The sequence below is a fragment of the Bifidobacterium colobi genome, assembly GCF_018555455.1.
In the GTDB taxonomy this organism is placed as follows: domain Bacteria; phylum Actinomycetota; class Actinomycetes; order Actinomycetales; family Bifidobacteriaceae; genus Bifidobacterium; species Bifidobacterium colobi.
This window is the reverse complement of sequence record NZ_JAFEJU010000004.1, coordinates 244,143-259,846: the sequence shown is the minus strand read 5'-3', so window position 1 is coordinate 259,846 and position 15,704 is coordinate 244,143. Positions and strand designations below refer to the sequence as shown.

Annotated in this window: 16 protein-coding genes and 1 pseudogene; 4 read left to right on the top strand and 13 right to left on the bottom strand. The window is 57.1% G+C overall.

Annotated features, from left to right (window positions below; translation table 11 throughout):
- Positions 1-76 precede the first annotated feature (76 nt).
- From JS530_RS07435 to JS530_RS07410, 6 genes are all read right to left on the bottom strand, one after another.
- Positions 77-376, bottom strand: a complete 300-nt coding sequence (locus tag JS530_RS07435) for a DUF2316 family protein (protein ID WP_214376553.1) — start codon at positions 374-376, stop codon at positions 77-79.
- Between the two features lie 11 nt (positions 377-387).
- Positions 388-657 carry a DUF4160 domain-containing protein gene (locus tag JS530_RS07430; protein WP_214376552.1) on the bottom strand — a complete coding sequence of 90 codons (270 nt, stop codon included), beginning with the start codon at positions 655-657 and terminating at the stop codon, positions 388-390.
- The gene (locus JS530_RS07425) at positions 650-886 is read right to left on the bottom strand and encodes a hypothetical protein (protein WP_214376551.1); all 237 of its coding nucleotides are present in this window, start codon (positions 884-886) and stop codon (positions 650-652) included. The genes JS530_RS07430 and JS530_RS07425 overlap by 8 nt, the downstream gene beginning before the upstream one ends.
- Before the next feature lie 139 nt (positions 887-1,025).
- Entirely contained in the window at positions 1,026-1,514 is a 489-nt protein-coding gene (locus JS530_RS07420) for a GNAT family N-acetyltransferase (protein WP_214376550.1), read from the bottom strand.
- Between the two features lie 35 nt (positions 1,515-1,549).
- Positions 1,550-2,416, bottom strand: coding sequence for an EamA family transporter (locus JS530_RS07415; protein WP_342590061.1), 867 nt, complete (start codon positions 2,414-2,416; stop codon positions 1,550-1,552).
- A 95-nt stretch (positions 2,417-2,511) separates the two neighbouring features.
- Positions 2,512-2,913, bottom strand: coding sequence for a VOC family protein (locus tag JS530_RS07410; protein ID WP_214376639.1), 402 nt, complete (start codon positions 2,911-2,913; stop codon positions 2,512-2,514).
- Positions 2,914-3,312: 399 nt separating this feature from the next.
- Here JS530_RS07410 and JS530_RS07405 point away from each other — a divergent pair, with 399 nt between their 5' ends.
- From JS530_RS07405 to JS530_RS07390, 4 genes are all read left to right on the top strand, one after another.
- The gene (locus tag JS530_RS07405) at positions 3,313-4,629 is read left to right on the top strand and encodes an MFS transporter (protein ID WP_214376549.1); all 1,317 of its coding nucleotides are present in this window, start codon (positions 3,313-3,315) and stop codon (positions 4,627-4,629) included.
- A 159-nt stretch (positions 4,630-4,788) separates the two neighbouring features.
- Positions 4,789-5,163 carry a helix-turn-helix domain-containing protein gene (locus JS530_RS07400; RefSeq protein WP_214376548.1) on the top strand — a complete coding sequence of 125 codons (375 nt, stop codon included), beginning with the start codon at positions 4,789-4,791 and terminating at the stop codon, positions 5,161-5,163.
- A complete protein-coding gene (locus tag JS530_RS07395) occupies positions 5,144-5,455 on the top strand; it encodes a VapC50 family PIN domain-containing toxin (RefSeq protein WP_214376547.1) in 312 nt (103 codons plus the stop codon). Before JS530_RS07400 ends, JS530_RS07395 begins: the two co-directional genes overlap by 20 nt.
- A 131-nt stretch (positions 5,456-5,586) precedes the next feature.
- Positions 5,587-6,465 carry a nucleoside triphosphate pyrophosphohydrolase gene (locus tag JS530_RS07390; RefSeq protein WP_214376546.1) on the top strand — a complete coding sequence of 293 codons (879 nt, stop codon included), beginning with the start codon at positions 5,587-5,589 and terminating at the stop codon, positions 6,463-6,465.
- A gap of 50 nt (positions 6,466-6,515) precedes the next feature.
- Here JS530_RS07390 and JS530_RS07385 read toward each other — a convergent pair whose 3' ends face one another.
- The 7 genes and pseudogenes from JS530_RS07385 to JS530_RS07355 all read right to left on the bottom strand — a co-directional run bounded on the left by JS530_RS07385 (position 6,516) and on the right by JS530_RS07355 (position 15,681).
- Positions 6,516-6,695 (bottom strand): hypothetical protein, encoded by a 180-nt coding sequence (locus JS530_RS07385; RefSeq protein WP_214376545.1) that lies wholly within the window; start codon positions 6,693-6,695, stop codon positions 6,516-6,518.
- Between the two features lie 39 nt (positions 6,696-6,734).
- Positions 6,735-10,265 (bottom strand): ATP-binding protein, encoded by a 3,531-nt coding sequence (locus JS530_RS07380; protein ID WP_214376544.1) that lies wholly within the window; start codon positions 10,263-10,265, stop codon positions 6,735-6,737.
- 187 nt (positions 10,266-10,452) lie between these two features.
- Positions 10,453-11,085: pseudogene (locus tag JS530_RS07375) on the bottom strand (DUF4194 domain-containing protein); the annotation flags it as partial.
- Positions 11,082-12,620 (bottom strand): DUF3375 domain-containing protein, encoded by a 1,539-nt coding sequence (locus JS530_RS07370; protein WP_214376542.1) that lies wholly within the window; start codon positions 12,618-12,620, stop codon positions 11,082-11,084. The pseudogene JS530_RS07375 and the gene JS530_RS07370, both read right to left, overlap by 4 nt.
- Before the next feature lie 58 nt (positions 12,621-12,678).
- Positions 12,679-13,878 (bottom strand): ABC transporter permease, encoded by a 1,200-nt coding sequence (locus JS530_RS07365; RefSeq protein ID WP_214376541.1) that lies wholly within the window; start codon positions 13,876-13,878, stop codon positions 12,679-12,681.
- Positions 13,871-14,569 carry an ABC transporter ATP-binding protein gene (locus JS530_RS07360; RefSeq protein ID WP_214376540.1) on the bottom strand — a complete coding sequence of 233 codons (699 nt, stop codon included), beginning with the start codon at positions 14,567-14,569 and terminating at the stop codon, positions 13,871-13,873. The genes JS530_RS07365 and JS530_RS07360 overlap by 8 nt, the downstream gene beginning before the upstream one ends.
- Positions 14,566-15,681, bottom strand: coding sequence for a peptidoglycan-binding protein (locus tag JS530_RS07355; RefSeq protein WP_214376539.1), 1,116 nt, complete (start codon positions 15,679-15,681; stop codon positions 14,566-14,568). The genes JS530_RS07360 and JS530_RS07355 overlap by 4 nt, the downstream gene beginning before the upstream one ends.
- Between the last annotated feature and the right edge of the window lie 23 nt (positions 15,682-15,704).

Here is a 15,704-nt window from a genome sequence, read left to right as displayed (position 1 = left end):
GGTGAACGAGGTATGTCGAATAGCTACGGGTATGTATCAGAACAAGTTGCGAGCATGGACATGCAGCAAAGGCCAGTCAATCCAATTTGTTCGCATCTATGACTCGGTCATCAAGGAACCAATAATCGTGGGGGTCACCGCGTAATGCAGTAAAGGGCACTGGTTCCACGCCAGCGGCGGCGGCCTTGTCGAGCAGGTAACGGCGTACGATCCACGGGTACTCGAGCACGCCGGACCGTAACTCGATGATGTTTTCAATGGTCGAACCGGAAACCCCGAAATCAGCACCGATCTGTTCTGCAGTCAATCCCAGCAATGCCATATTCTCACGGAACTCGCGAATGGTCGCCGCCCGCTGCTCACTCGTCAAAGACATATCGACTTCCGCTACTTGTCGAAATGGCAATTGCCGAAGAAACTACGCCAAGCCTGTACAAAGCCATTCCAATTGCGGCGTATGTATAACTGGATTTTTCGTGTTGTCTTGGCATCCAAGGTAGTTGAATCTACGATTACATCCCCATCGGCAGTCAATATGAATTTGGCGAGCCGGTACGAGTTGTTGCGTTTGATATGAAAATGTACGCCATGACCGCCGTCATTGCTGGTCACGTAAAACTCATAACCGGCGACGTCTTCAAACCATATCTCAGGCATATTCGCGGTCCACTTCGCGCGCATCCTCCACAAATGGGTAGGAACGTTTGAAATATCCTTCCACTAGAGGAAACGACTCAGGAGGGAATGTATTGCTACGCACCGTACCGTCGTTGTTGAACACGATTTTGAATCCAGTCGCCGGCTCAGTAACCGTAACAGTTTTTGCCGTATATCCCAGTCGAAGACCGTTAGCCTCCAGCAGGTTACTCATGCCGATTCTTGCCATGGCAGCCTCCAAATCTCATCTATTAGCATCTTAGGCTCCATTGTATGAGTATTAGCTTATTGAATCTGTTTCCTCATCCGCGCAACTGTATTACGTACAAACATGAAAAAGAGTTTTCTATCCCTCAAATAGGAAGCCGTTAGTGGTTCACCATCTCGATTTCTAGCCCTAAATCCTCGGCCTGAGTAAGGCCAGTCTCATGGAAACCGATATGTCGGTAGAAACCTCGTGCATTGGTGTTGAACTCGGCAACCCACAAGACAAGCCGATCGTTACCGATGGCCCGCTTGCCAGCTTCGACCAGCATACGTCCGATACCTTGCCTGTGTCGGCCGAACAGTACGTACAGCGATGCGAGTTCTGCAACCTGAGAGCAATCGGCTGGAGGACGCGGCGTGCGCAACATCTCAGCGAATCCAATCACATGTCCGTCATCGATAGCCACCAACGTAACTTGATCCGGATACTTGACATGAGCTTCGGTGAGTTTCAGTGCGAACTGCGGGGTGATAACGTCCACGATCTCCTGCGGGATATGCCCCTGATTGAGTTCCCTCCATGTCTGGGACTGCACCTGTGCCTTCTCCTCGAACCACCGTGGTTCGATTGAAGCGATACGAATCATCATTCCGTCTCTTTCATTTCTGATTCAGAAGGATTGGCTCATTCAGCTTCGGAAGATTCTTCATGAGATTCTCCATTCCCGCCATTGCCTCCGGACACCCATACAAGAAGAGCCCCCGCGAGGGAAACAACGATAACGCCGAATACAGCCGTGAGCGTGATGGCCTGTCGTAGGATCAACGAGGCAATAATCACGCTCATGGCCGGGTCAATGGAGAATAGTGTGCCGACCACCCGTGCCGACGTGATACGCCCGGACAACGTATCCATCGTGTAGGGAATCGTCACTCCCAGCAGGGCCGATGCGGCGATGACGCCCCATTGAGCGGGCGTCGCATGCGTGGCATGACCGACTGACACCGGCATAGTGGCGAGAGCCGCGACCGTGACCGACAGGGCCAGTCCATCCAATCCGGTGCCCGCCTTGCCGACCTTGTCCGCGAACAGCGTGTACAAACCAAAGCAGAAGGCCGACCCCAGCGCGAACAGGTATCCCACCGGGTTGAAGTAGCCTCCCGGCGTGAACGAGATCAATCCCACACCCGCCAGTGCGACCAGCGCGCACAGTCCTTCTCGCCAATGATGAGATCCGGTCAGGGCAACCACGCAGGGACCGAGGAATTCCAAGGTGACGGCCACGCCCATAGGGATGTGGTCAATGGCCGAGTACAGGCAGATGTTCATCGCTGCCATCGCCAGCCCATAGACCACGATGCCCACCCATTCGTCTTTCGACCGGTCCGTGAGTTTCGGGCGAACAAGCACAAGCATGACGATTGCGGCGACGAGCATGCGCATCGAACTGACCGGAATCGGCCCCAACGCATCGAACAACGATGCCGACAGTGACGACGAGGTCTGGATGCCCAACGAGCCGACTATCACCATGCCTGCTGCAGCCACCACACGGCCACGTTCAGAATGTAGTATTTGAAGCGTCTGCATTTTTCCCCTCCAAGCGTGGCTGTTCCCCACTGTCCACGCGTTACCGCTGATAGTACTCAGTTTTCTTGACGCTTTTCAAACCAGCCGGCCCAGTCGACCACGGCCTCGATGTTATTGCCGTCCGGGTCGAGAACGAACGCCGAATAGTAGCCGGGATGGTAAGGCCGTGGACCAGGTGCCCCATTGTCTTGACCACCGGCTGCGAGCGCGGCCCGGTAGAACGTTTGCACGGCTTCAGGATCGGGAGCGAGGAATGCGATATGGGTTACCGGCGAGGTTGTCGTATCATCCATCGGAGAAACGTAGAAATCGGAATGAGGCGTTCCGTCGTCCACGCCGAAGCCGATCGTCGGTTCGTGATGCGCCTTGGCGATGTATCCCAGTGGTGCGAGCGCCTTTTCATAGAACGTGATGCTGCGTTCAATATCCTGTACATGCAACGTGATGTGATCCAACATGATTGCCACTGTACGCGCATTGTGTTTGGTCGGTTTGACTCCTGATCACTATTCTCAGAGGCACTCCAAATGATGGCGTTTTGCTATTCCCGACCGATTACCATGGAATCCATAGGTATCGCTACGGAACCAATCATCGAGGATTTTTCGTAGCACTTCATCGGTCATAGGAGACTTGCATGTACAACGTTCTGGAATCGTTCGCATACGACTAAGCGGGTTGACGGTTCGTCTTCCTGCCGTTTCCTCTATCGCTGCGAGCTAATTAAGGCTCGCGCGATTTGTTGTTATGCCTGATTTCAGAACGCATCCCATGAACGCGATGTGCGATGCCATAACCAGCCGTAATTCGATTGGCTTTCGCGTGCCGTTCATGGCAGTCATGAAACGAGTTTCACCATGAACACCGATATTCACCGATCCAATCACTCCACCACCGAAACCGCGCAAAATCCTCGTTCGCTGTGGCGCTTGGCCGCATACCGTAACTGGTTCATTGCCGACACTGCCGATGTTTTCGCAGTCAGTCTTCGTACGTTTGCCATACCGCTGATTGGTCTGGCTTTATCCGACTCCGCTTTTATCTCGGGGCTACTGGTCACTATCGAATCCGCTATAGGGCTAGTGCTTATGTCCATCGGTGGCGCGATAGCTGACCGGTACAACCGTAGATGGCTGATGATTCTGCTCGGAATCGTCGGCATGGTGTTATCTATGTCAGCGACCGTTCTTCTCGCTTCTGGCATGATGAATGCAGCACTATTCATGATGTTCGTCATTATGTTTGCGATTATGAATGGTCTACTTGGACCTTCCAATGACGCGATGCTCAAATCAATTGTGCCGATGGAACGATTCGCCAAGGCGCAGGCGATACGCGAAGCACGTGAATCCTGCGTCGAACTGTCCGGCGGGGCGATCGGCGGACTGCTGTATAGGATCGCCGGTTGGTGCCCGTTCCTCGCGTCCACAGTGCTGTATCTGGCAGCGGCGCTCACTGCACTGGCATTGCCGAGGAAGACGAAAGGGACAGCCGAGAGCGGTCTGGCGAATCGACAAATCGTCAGTGACCCGACAATGGATTCGTCATTCATTGCCCAGTTTCTTGAGGGCTGGAGATGGACGTTAACCAGACGAACGGTTCTTGCAGCCATCGTCCAAGGAGCAGTCATCAACGTCGCTTGCTGCGGAAGCATCATCGGCGTACAAATCATGCTTGCCTCACGCGGTACGGACGCTGCGCTTATCGGCATGGTCGGCACAGCCACAGGCATTGCCGCATTGATTGGTTCGCTGGCTGCCGGCTGGCTGGTCGATCATATTCCGACCGGCAAGCTCATCATGCTCACCTTTGCCGTGTTTACGGTTGCGATGATACCGTTGCTGTTCACCGACTCATACGGTGTAATCGTCGTATGCATGGTGATGGCTTCCCTGCTGTTCCCCGCGCTGAATGCCGGCGAACTCGGCTTCATCTACGGACGCACGCCGGATGACATGCAAGGAAGAGTGTCTACCGTATTCGAAACCGCAATCGGCATTCCCGGAGCTTTGACGCCGGCACTGGTCGGCTGGCTGTTACAGACACCCGGGCTCGGTTTCCACGCGGTCATGATACTGGTCGTTGCTTGTGCAGGTCTTGGCCTACTGCTCGCCTGCGTCACCCCGACACGTAGCATCCCGCTACCGGCACGATGGGAGCAGGCTGAACTGTAAGACAATGACCGGCAGTGCAAGGCAATCGAACGAGGGCACCGCGATAAATCGCGTCGCGCCCTCGTATATCAGAATCGGCTCATTGTCCGATATGTCCAATATTGCCGAAATGTCTGGTCTGAGGTAGGCTGAGAATAAGGTTTCAGGAAAGGATCAGCCATGACCACATTCGAGGCAATTCCCATTTCCCAAATCAGCAAAGGATCCGCATACATCACCACGGGCGACGGCAAAGCGTACCCGTTGGATGCGGAGGAGCTGCGTCGCGCGTTTGCGGCCATCGTGCACGATGACAATTCGGCAGAGATGATTACTACCGGCGAAGCCGCACAGATTCTCGGCGTATCGGCGAAGACAGTTGCCCGCATGCTTGACGCCGGCGAGATTCCATTCGTGCGCTACGGTGCGAAAGGCAATCGCATGGTTTCCCGCGCGCAGGTCATCGCCTACCGCAACAAGTCGGAATCCCACAGTCATGAATCATTGGAAAACATGCGCGAGGTCGCTAGCCAAGGTGGATTGGACGACCGGTGAGGTCGTATTGCCGGCCGCAGCCTATAACGGCGATGTGGATGTGATCGTCACTTTCAATCTGAAGGACTTTCCAGCGAACCAACTCGCTAAAATCGGATTATCCGCCCGTCATCCTGACGCGTTTCTAACTAATGTCGCCGAGGCATATCCGGAACGTACAATCAAAGCCATGAACGAACTGGTCTTATCAAAGAAGCATCCGCCGCGCACCATGCAGGAAGAACTGGAGCGGCTTGAAAACTCCGGTCTGGCCAGATTCGCCCGTATGATGCGCAAATTAATGTGCAACTAGTCTGAATCTTAATCCACAATCCATTATTTCCCCCTCCAAAGCACTTCAATAAGTTCGTTTCTTCGACGCATAGCCATAATTGGTATGTCTAGAGCAGGCAGATTCACGGTTCGAGTGAAAGGAAAAACAGCATGGATAGCGGCACAGAATGCATCCAAGAGCAGACTTCGAATAAACAACGCGGATATCGTCTACCGGCTGGCTTTGAACGGTGCTCGAAGCTGAAACCAGTAGCACAGGCTCCGAGTGCGTTGGAGCGGGTCAAAGCCATTGTGGACATTCTGTATTCGCCGGGCGGATGCCCTTGGGATGGCAAGCAGACGAATCGTTCGCTGCTCAAACCGCTGCTCGAGGAGACCTACGAGTATGTGGATGCAGTGGAGACGAACGACAGAGATAACATGCGCGAGGAGCTGGGCGACGTGTTGCTGCAGTCGGTGTTCCAAGCACGGGTGTGCGCTTCCGACTCAACCGATCCATTTGACATTGACGAGGTGGCTGATCGTCTGGTGAACAAACTCATCACCCGCCATCCACACGTCTTCGAGCCTGATGATGATGTCGCTGATGCAGACGATGAGGCACAAGTAAACGGGACTACGCTTTCCCCGGAGGAGACGCTCGCCCTGTGGGAACGGATGAAACAGCAGGAGAAGCATCGCAAGTCCGTGCTCGAAGGCATCTCGCATGCGCAAGGTGCGTTGCCGCGAGCGGCCAAAGTGGTTTCACGCATCATGAAATCAGCGCACAAGGATGACCTACTCGCCGTCTTCGATGAGGCGATCAAAACGAATGATGCTCAGAATTACAACGAAGAAGACACATCGGATTCACCAATCACAACGAATCCTTCTGATTCGAAGGCCTCGACTTATGCCGATGAGATCCTCGCCATCGTACGCCATGCTCAATCCGAGGGGATCGATATCGAAGCTGTCTTACGCAACCGACTGCGCGATGTAGAAACCGCCATCGCCTCGCATGAGCAAGAACTTGATGGCGAAGCATGATTATTTGTTAGGAAGCACTCCGCTATGCAATCCGTTGAGTATGCATGCGGCTATGCGACATCAACGATGTCGCAGCGGCTGATGATCTCACCTATCTGTGTGAAATCGACGATCTCCCGATCCGCTCGCCGCATTCTGCGATGCCCGCCAGCTACAGTGCGTTCATTATCCCGGCGCTTCAGTGAATGCACGCCATCAGCTGGCTTACTGTCATCGTTCATACCAGTCATGATTGGATATCCTTTTCACCCCTCTAGCTGCATCACAAACTATTCGGATACGGATTGCGGCGCTTCAGTCGCGTTCATATCCTCTTCGTCGATGCCATCCAAGCTGGCTTCGCGCAGGGAGGTGAGGCCGGTGTCAGGATCCTTGTAGGTCACGTAGGCTTTGGTGGACACCTCAAGGATTTCGCCGGTCTTGCTTTCCGGAGCGGAGACGATGACCTGGAAGCCAAGTCGTGGCAGCACGCTCAACGCACGTTGCGTATAACGGCCGTCCGCCTTGATGAGCGCCTCATCGAGGAACAGTGTGGTATAACTCGGCTTCAAGCGGTTCTCCATGCCGCCGCCCAGCAGGTAGATCAATGCAGCGCCATAGACGAACGAGGTGAGCTCCTGCAATGCGCCTCCTGATCGGCCGCCGGTCGAAGTGATGCGCTCGTCCGGGCCGTCCGCATGGTGCACGATGGCATAGAACGAGGAGCGGCAACGCGGGTCGAGGTTGCGGGCGCCGTATTGCTTGATGCCGTTCGCATCCTTGACTTGAGCGAGCTCGTCCTTCAGCAACGCAACCATTGGAGCGCAAGCGGCGAAAGCACGGCGGGATTCGGTGCGCTTTGCCGAATCATCCGATGCTCCGTCAGTGCTCTTCCAATCGTTCAAGATGCCGATGGCTCGTGTGAGCTGGCTGGAGAACGTGCGTTCCGGTCTGCGTACATCCGCCTGCAGGGACAGGCTGCCGTGCTTGGGGCCGAACTGCTGGCCTTTGAGCATGGCGTTGATGCGGTCGAGCTGGTCATGGATGTCGGTGGCATCGGTGTCGATGGCTCGCTTGATGGTCAGGAAGCTCATCAGCAACTGGTCGAGGCAACGATGGTATTCGGCTTCCGTGGCCGTGGTGGCGGCCAGCTGCGTAAGACTTTCGAGCTCATCGAGGTAGTAGCGGTAGTCTTCCACGCTGGCGGTGAGCGCATCATCATCCGCCGCCCAGATGCCGATGTAGGCGCTCATCTTCGATTCGACGGCCGTACGTGCCGCGGAAGCCTGCGCCTTCAGCATGGTGATACGCGCGTCGATATCCTTGACCATGCCGGTGAGCACACGCTCGGCGAAATCAGACGAGGCAGCTCCCGCACCGATGATCATATGCGCTCGCATCGCCGCACCTTCCAAGCCAGCGAAACGATTCTCATAGGCTTCGGCCAGAACGGCAGTCACATCGTTCGGCATAGCCGGCGTAGTCGAAGTTTCCGCACCGGTCTGCTCTTGCGTTGTATCCGTATGATGATTCAGCCACAGGAGTGCCGCTTCCACAGCCTGTGAGGCCGAGGTTGCAGACTGTTCGGCTTGCATGCGGCGTTCGTCCAATTGCTCCAGTTCAGCGGTCAACTCATCCTTGCGAGCGGCAAGTTCGGCGAGCTTGGGATCGTTCTTGATGGAGGCAATGGAAGCTTCGATATCCGCGATGGCCTTGCGCGCTCCATCGATGTCGATGCGCTCCCAGGATGTATAGGCGAGCTGGTTGGCGAGTTCGAGTTCGCGATGCAGTTTGTCCGATTGTTGCTTGGCTGCTGTGTAATCGGCGTTTGCCTTATGCAATTCCTCTTGGGATTGATCGATTTGCTGCTTGAGATTATCCAGATAAGCTTCGTTGACGAATCCGATGACTTGCGCTCGGTCTTTGATGCCGTGCTGGCCGCGTGCACCGGATTTGATTTGACCGTCCGTCTGCACTTGGCGGGTGGTGCGGTCGGTGTCATTGATGGTGCTCACACAGAGTGCATCGTAACGTTCGGCTTGGGTCTGCGAGCGCAGCCATCCGGCGAACGGCGAGTCTTCACGGTAACGCAGTTTGCCGGAGAGCCAGTCGTCTTCTGCGTGTGCGGATTCGTCAACGTCGGCATGCTTACCGTCGGCTGCATAGTCGCGTGTGGTGTCTACGAATTGCCAGGTGCGCCGGCTCATCGCATGCGGGTCGATGGTGCTGACTTTGGCTGCGAAGCCTTGTTCATAACGTTTGTCTACCAGAATGGTTTGCGCGAAGGAGCCATAGGCTACGTTCATGGCAATGCGCCATTGTTCGTCGGTTTCCTTGACGTCCATGAGTTCGGCCACATACGGGAGGTCCGCCGGAGTCAATCCGGTGGCGCGTGCCAGCATCGCCCGGGTTTCATCCATGTGCTGGGTGATGCGGGTGCGCTGGGATTTCTGGCGATCATAGTCGCGTTGCAATCGTTCGAGCGCATCTCGCGCTGCTGCTCGCGTGTTCATGGCTGCCGCGAGCTGCTCCTCGCATGCGCTGACGCGGTCATCATAGGTGCGCTTGAATTCCACGGCGTTGATGCGTCGTTCGGTCCATACCTGTTCGCTGACGGGTAGTTGTTCATCAATGGATGCGAACGTTTGTTCGATGCGTTTGCGGGTGGATTCAGTCTCCTCCAACGCTCGCTTGGCTTGGTCCAGTTCCATTTCGAGGCGAGTGAGGTTGCCGCCATCGAGTCCTTGCATCTGGCTGCGGATCATGTCGATGCGGCTGCGCAGGTTTTCGGCATTGCGTCGCGCGTTGCGCGCTTCGGACTCGTAGGCTTGTGCTTCGCTGCGATCTACAGGCAGTTGTGCACTGACTTCCGCGCGCATGCGCGTCATGGCCCAATCGTGCAAGGGCGCCGAAGCCGCCTCACCATCGCCGCCTGCAACAGTGTCGAACATATGTACGCGCTGGTTGGCTTTGGCATACTCGCCATAGGCATCCTGGATGCCGTGCAACGCGTCCATGCGCTTGGTTTTCTCCTCCATCGCATGGAAGTTCGCGTCATAGCGTTCGTAATCCTCGACCGTGGCGCGCGCGAGTTCCAATGCTTCCGGTACGCCGAGCACGCCTTGTTTGAAGATGTCGTCGAGCTTGGATGGTGCGTCCGCGGACTGGATCTTATGCAACAGTCGGCAGGCTTCCTCGCTCAGGCCCATGATCGACCAGATGTGACTGTGGAAGGCCTCAGCACTGGGGAAGGTCAGGCAGTCGGGGTAGGTGTCGCGCAATTGGCCGGGCGTGAACGGTGATTCACGATATTGGTCCATGAGCCTCGGGTCGATGGGCTTGCCCCAGACCGCGTATTGGCGGCGAACGTCGGCGCGACCATCGCCGGGCATCAGATACAGGAATTTGGCGCAGGACAGGATTTGCCCGGAGGTCTGGTTCCGATAGGTGTCCACGATGGCGCCCCATACCGCCTGCGGCGCTCCGGTCACTTTGTCTTTGCCACGCAGGTAGATGGGTTCGTCGCCATGCTCGCTGCTGCCCACGCCGATCATGCCCCGCAGATATGTGTAGTCGCTGCGTTCCGAACGCCCGGAATTGGATGCTTTGTTGAACGGCGTGCCTGTCGGGTAAAGCAGGGAGATCTGCGCATCCACCAATGTGGATTTGCCGGATTCACTGGCGCCGGCGAGCAAGGTCACCGGGAGGGTGGAATCCGTGGAGGGGCGGAACTCGTGATAACCCTCGTAGGAGCCCCAGTTGACGAGCCTGCGGCTGACCATCATCCAACGGTCGGCGATCATCTGCAGTTCAGCTGCCATCTCACTCCCCTTCCTTCACAGTGTCGTTCGTATCGGTTGCACCATCATCTTCACCATCACCGTTCGCCGCTTGCGTGTCGCCATCCGAGGCGCTGAACAATGGTTCGGTAAAAAGGCTTTCATCCGGAATATCCTCAGTTGATTCCTCCGAATCAGAGTCCAGGTTTTCCTGTTCGGTTTTCGCGGTTTCTGGCCCGCGCACGTCGTGGGCATCGTCCAGGTTTTTGGCCGCGGTGTCCAGCCAGGTGTCGGCCAGTTCACGGTCAAGCACCACGGGCACCAGTGGGGTGATGAGATACATGGCCTCATCATCCAATCGATTCAGGTACCCGTAGGTGATCATGGCGGAGACGATGGCGCTCACCTGCTTTAATACGCCTTCCTCATCGTTGCGCGAGGCCAGATAGCCGGCACCGGATGCGAGCGCAGCGCGAATCTCCTCGAAGCTCACCAGCCATTCGGATTGATTGGTTCTGGTGTTCTCGTATTCGAGCACGCGAATGCGCAGGAAGGCAAGCAAGGCAGCCTCCTCGCGTTTCAGACTGGCGCGGGTTTTGAGCGCTCGCAATGCCACGTTGTCGTTGGCCACCGGAGTGGCGTACATGATGCGGTAGCGTTCGTTGATTACGAGGGCGAGCAGATCGTTGTTGAGTGAGCGTTCCACCGCCTCGCGATTGTCGTTGACCAGATCGTAGAGCTGGCCGGAAATATAGCGTTCGCGTTTCAAGGCGATGGCGGCCATGCGCGCATCCGCGGTCATATCGCCGTGGTCGTCTTCAAACAGGGCGTATGGGTTGGCGACTGGTTCGCTCATGTTCATCCTTCCTCCACGATGCTGTCAAGTTCTTCCAACGACGCCCATACCGGGCTGGTGATCCAGTCTCTGGGCGTTCCATCCAAGGCGATGCAATGCCACACCGTATTAGCTGCACTGGTATCCGAGGCTTCGTCTGCCACTGATGCCGATGGCAGACTACCCAAGAAGCCTACGATTTCGCTTTCGCGACGTTCCCGTTCGGGCAGACGGTTGAAACTGGCTGCCACGTTCACTGTGCCGTGTTCGATGGCGGGATTGTGGCGAATCAGCTCCACCATGTGTCGCAGACGTGGGCCTCCACCTTCGACCATGTCCTTGAGATTGACCTGTGGAGCCTCGCGGTCGGCTGTCACCGAGGATTCCAATCCCGGAGTTTCGGTATAGGTCATCGAACGTGCCGGGCGCATCGGCAATGGGGCGAACAGAGCGCTCGATGTATCGGTTGCATATGGTCGTGAAGCGTCGCCGACGTGGGCTTTCGCGTCCGCGTTCAAGTTCACGTAGAGCCGGTTCAAGCGACTCATCATCGTACGGTAGCGCGTATCGGTCTGCTGGCGCACTAAGCGGCTGATCGCCTCATCGGAGACGCGCATCTGATGACGTACCGCTTCGATGCCATCGTAGATGCGGGAAAGTTCGTCTCGAATCTGTCCCAATAGTGCTGCGGACTCCCCTGCCAGATATGGGGTTTTCGCGATGTCGCGCAATGCGGAGTCGATCTGTTGGCGGCCTTCGTCGGTGATGATCACTTGGAACGCGTCTTCGAAACGGCGGCCGGAATCGGATTCGCTGAACGATCGACGATATTCCTCGTGATACCGGTTCAAGGTTTCGTCCACGCTCATATCGCCGGCCTGCATGCGGCGGCGCAACGCATCGCCGTTGTCACGTTCGGTGAGCACGAGTTCACGCAGGTCGATGGGTACACCGCGAAGGGTGTTATGGATTACTGCGATCACATCCTCCACCTGGGCCTGGCTCAATGTGGCATGCTGCTGCCCCTGTTGGATGCGTTTGATTTCGTGTTTGCGTTCCTTGATCTCACTGTTGAGCAATCGGACTCGCTCGCCGGGGTCGGCGGTCAGCTGCATGCGTGCATGCTCGATTTCCATGATGATGCTGTTCGCCTGTGCGCCGGACAATGCGCGGGATTCGTCTTCCAGACGGCTTAACGCTTCGATGGCGCGATGTGCGCGAGCGGTGAGCCTGTAGAGGAATCGGTGTGATGCGGCATCGTGCGAGTTGGCCAGCCATGCGTAATCACCTTCGCCTTCGCGGGTCAGGTCGGCGAGAATACGATGGGCCGCATCAGCATAGGACTGGTCTTTCAACGTATATTCGCCACTGGAGGCCAGCAGTTCCAGGCTATGCGCGAAGCGTTCCTCCACGGTTTCGCGCGGCAGCTCGCCGGTCAACGGGTCGAAGGCGGCACGCAGCAATGCCACATACAACATGGCATGCTGACGCAAAAGCAGACGGAGCACACCGGTTTCGTAAATCGGCCGCAGACGTTCCATTTCCCGTCTGATATCGCCCATGCGTCTCCTTTGCGTCGTGCCAGAATGACGTATCGACGCTAGCACATGCACGGGAGCGTCACTCGCCGCGCAACGCCTCCGTGGGCGTCAGACGAGCGGCACGTGAAGCAGGATAAAGACCGGCGATGACGCCGACCAGCACTGCAGCGCCCCACGCTGCCGGCAATCCGGCCCAATCCAAAGTCAATGGCTGACTGGCATGCGCGGCAACGCCCACGGCGGTCGCCGCGCCGATCAAGACGCCTGCCAATCCGCCAATGGCCGACAACAGGGCCGCTTCGGCAACGAATTGCATGCGAATATTGCCGGGCGTGGCACCGAGCGCGCGCCGCAGTCCGATTTCACCGCGTCGCTCCATCACGGTGACGATCATCATGTTCGCGATGCTCATGCCGCCTACGGCGAGCGCAATGACACCGATCATGAGTCCCAAGGTGGTCAGGGAATCGTTGGTGGCGTTACGGGCTTGGGAGAGATTCGCCGAAGCCGCGACGGATACGTTGCCGCCGGAAAGGTTCGCCGCATGCGCGATGATGCGGCGCAGCGTTTCGGCGTTCCCCGGTTTGGTGCGCACATAGATCTGACTGATCTGCGTTATCGATTCTTTCTGATCGGGATAATGGCTAATCGCCCATTTAGCACCGATGATGACGGATGAGTTGATGGATTGTGCCTGCGGGGCAGGTTCAAGAATGCCGATGACGCCGTACCATTCGTTGTCGATGAGGATGCGGTCGCCCGGCTGGTTGACGCCGAGTCGATAGGCTGCTTCGGAGCCGAGGACCGCGACCGGAAGGTTCTCGTTGCGCGCGTCGATGCCATGCCCTTGGGCGAACGTGGCGTCAACGGCTTTCAGTGCGCCCGGTTGCATTACGGATACGGCCAGTGCATTGCCGTTGGTTTTCGGCACAAGCTCGTTTTTGAAGACCTGAGCATCCTTGGGCGGGGTGAGGAATACGCCGACCTGTTCGACGTCCGGTTGACGGCCGATGGTTTGGGGCGCGTATTCCGGCAATGGTACGGGTTGGCCTGAGGCATCCTGACCAGGGGCCACGACCTGCAGGTTCGCGCCAAGCGCATCGAGTTGGGCAAGCAGTGCGGCCTGATTGGATGCGGCGATGCCGGAAAGCGCCACATAGGCGCCCACGCCCAAGGCGATGCCGAGTGAGGCGAGAATGGTACGTGAGATGCGTCCCGTGGCGCCGATCCATGCCGTGTGCAGAAGGTCGGCCAGACGCGTGGTAAGCGGTTTACGCATGGTAGCCTCCTTCTCCAAGTTCCGTGACCACGCCATCCTGGATGTGCAGGCGGCGTGGGAATCGTGCGGCGATATTGGGATCATGGGTAACGACTACCAGGCTTGCGCCTTGATCGGCGGCTCCCATGAGCAGTTCGATGATGGCTTGTCCGGTGTCGGTGTCGAGCGCGCCGGTGGGCTCGTCTGCGAAAATGATGTCGGGTTTCTTGGCCAGAGCGCGGGCGATGGCCACGCGTTGCTGTTCGCCGCCCGACAGTTGGGAGGGCTTATGGAATAGGCGCTCGCCGAGTCCCACCTGTTCGAGTGCCTCTATGGCTTGTTCTCGCCGGGCCGCACGGGGCAATGCAGTGTATTGCAGTCCGGTCATCACATTCTCCAATGCCGAAACGGTGGTGATGAGATGGAATTGTTGGAAGACGAATCCGATGCGAGCTGCCCTGAGCACGCTTCGGTGCTTCTCCCCCATGTCCGCCACGTTCTCGCCGTCGTAGGACAGTGTGCCGGAGGTCGGCATATCCAAGGTGCCAAGCAGGGAAAGCAGTGTGGATTTGCCGGAACCGGATGGGCCCACGATGGCGATGCGCTCGCCGTGGTCAATGGTCAACGACGTGCTGTGCAGAATCTCCAGCGGATTGCCGTCCTTGCCGGTGAACGCTTTGGTGACATGGTCCAGACTCAGCAATGCAGTCATGAGACCACCACCTTGTCGCCTTCCCGCAAGCCGTTCGCTTTGACGATCTGCGCTTGGGCTCCCGCCACCAATCCGATCTCAACACTGATACGTTTGATCGCATCGCCACGGATCACTTCGACCGCGTACGAGTTGCCGGCACCGGCGATCAGTGCGGTGACCGGTACGATGAGCGTCTCCTCATTGGAGGCATTCGCGTTCGGCACGATGACTTGGATGGTCGCAGGTCCGAATTGCGCCACCTGCGTCTGGTCGGGAAAATCGATGCGTACGGAAGGCGAAGTGACCTGCCCGTCCTTGCCAGTGGATTGGCCGCCTTGGTCGACGGCAGTCAGCATGGTGTCGACAGTGGTGTTATCCGGCAGAATCACTTGCGCCTTATCGCCTGCTTTGAACGTGGCGGCTTGTGTGGCAGTGATGGTGGATTGCGCGTGCAAGGTCACACCCGTGTAGCTTGCCGGGCTCACATTGGTGTCCCCGAGTTTGGCGTTCACGGTTTTGATGCGGACCGGAGCCGAAGATGCCAAGGCCACGGAACCGGGAGTAAACACCCCGTTGACCGCGTCCCCGGTGAGTCCGAGAGATCGTTGCCATTGTTTGATGGCTTCTCGGGTCAGCCAATTGACATGCGGCCCGACTTCGCCGGTATAGAAGCCGAGTTCCTTGAGATTCTGCTCCAATTGAGTCACATCCGGACCGTCTGCGATACCCACTTCGATGGTGCGCCAGAAGGGGCGCTCGCCATGGAATAGCGGTACCGGCACACCATCCATCTCATACACCTGTTCGCCGGTGTTGATCTGTTTTCCGGCAACAGGCAACTGGGTGATGATGCCGGTAGCGACGGCGAAATCGGAGGCATCGTCATATTGAAGGGTCGCACCAAGCCGGGTTTCCGCGTTGAGCACGCCTTTAGTGACTGGTTGTGCACGCAACGTGGTCACGTCGATTTGTTGTGTGGATGATTGGCCTGCCGTGGTCATATGGCCAATAAGTGTCCACGGACGTGTGATCACACAGGTTGCGGCGAGACCTATCACGGCGATAAGCACTATGACTGTGGTAATGATTCTGCGGCGTTTGGAGAATCGTCGCGCTTCCGTTCTCGTCATGATACGCTCCAATCGGTCTTCAA

Excerpts from the sequence above, each read along its gene's own strand:
- JS530_RS07370 (WP_214376542.1), bottom strand. The coding sequence starts at position 12,620 with ATGGGCGATATCAGACGGGAAATGGAACGTCTGCGGCCGATTTACGAA.
- JS530_RS07365 (WP_214376541.1), bottom strand. The coding sequence starts at position 13,878 with ATGCGTAAACCGCTTACCACGCGTCTGGCCGACCTTCTGCACACGGCA.
- JS530_RS07430 (WP_214376552.1), bottom strand. The coding sequence starts at position 657 with ATGCCTGAGATATGGTTTGAAGACGTCGCCGGTTATGAGTTTTACGTG.
- JS530_RS07410 (WP_214376639.1), bottom strand. The coding sequence starts at position 2,913 with ATGTTGGATCACATCACGTTGCATGTACAGGATATTGAACGCAGCATC.
- JS530_RS07425 (WP_214376551.1), bottom strand. The coding sequence starts at position 886 with ATGGCAAGAATCGGCATGAGTAACCTGCTGGAGGCTAACGGTCTTCGA.
- JS530_RS07400 (WP_214376548.1), top strand. The coding sequence starts at position 4,789 with ATGACCACATTCGAGGCAATTCCCATTTCCCAAATCAGCAAAGGATCC.
- JS530_RS07385 (WP_214376545.1), bottom strand. The coding sequence starts at position 6,695 with ATGACTGGTATGAACGATGACAGTAAGCCAGCTGATGGCGTGCATTCA.
- JS530_RS07360 (WP_214376540.1), bottom strand. The coding sequence starts at position 14,569 with ATGACTGCATTGCTGAGTCTGGACCATGTCACCAAAGCGTTCACCGGC.
- JS530_RS07355 (WP_214376539.1), bottom strand. The coding sequence starts at position 15,681 with ATGACGAGAACGGAAGCGCGACGATTCTCCAAACGCCGCAGAATCATT.
- JS530_RS07420 (WP_214376550.1), bottom strand. The coding sequence starts at position 1,514 with ATGATGATTCGTATCGCTTCAATCGAACCACGGTGGTTCGAGGAGAAG.
- JS530_RS07390 (WP_214376546.1), top strand. The coding sequence starts at position 5,587 with ATGGATAGCGGCACAGAATGCATCCAAGAGCAGACTTCGAATAAACAA.
- JS530_RS07435 (WP_214376553.1), bottom strand. The coding sequence starts at position 376 with ATGTCTTTGACGAGTGAGCAGCGGGCGGCGACCATTCGCGAGTTCCGT.
- JS530_RS07405 (WP_214376549.1), top strand. The coding sequence starts at position 3,313 with ATGAACACCGATATTCACCGATCCAATCACTCCACCACCGAAACCGCG.
- JS530_RS07380 (WP_214376544.1), bottom strand. The coding sequence starts at position 10,265 with ATGGCAGCTGAACTGCAGATGATCGCCGACCGTTGGATGATGGTCAGC.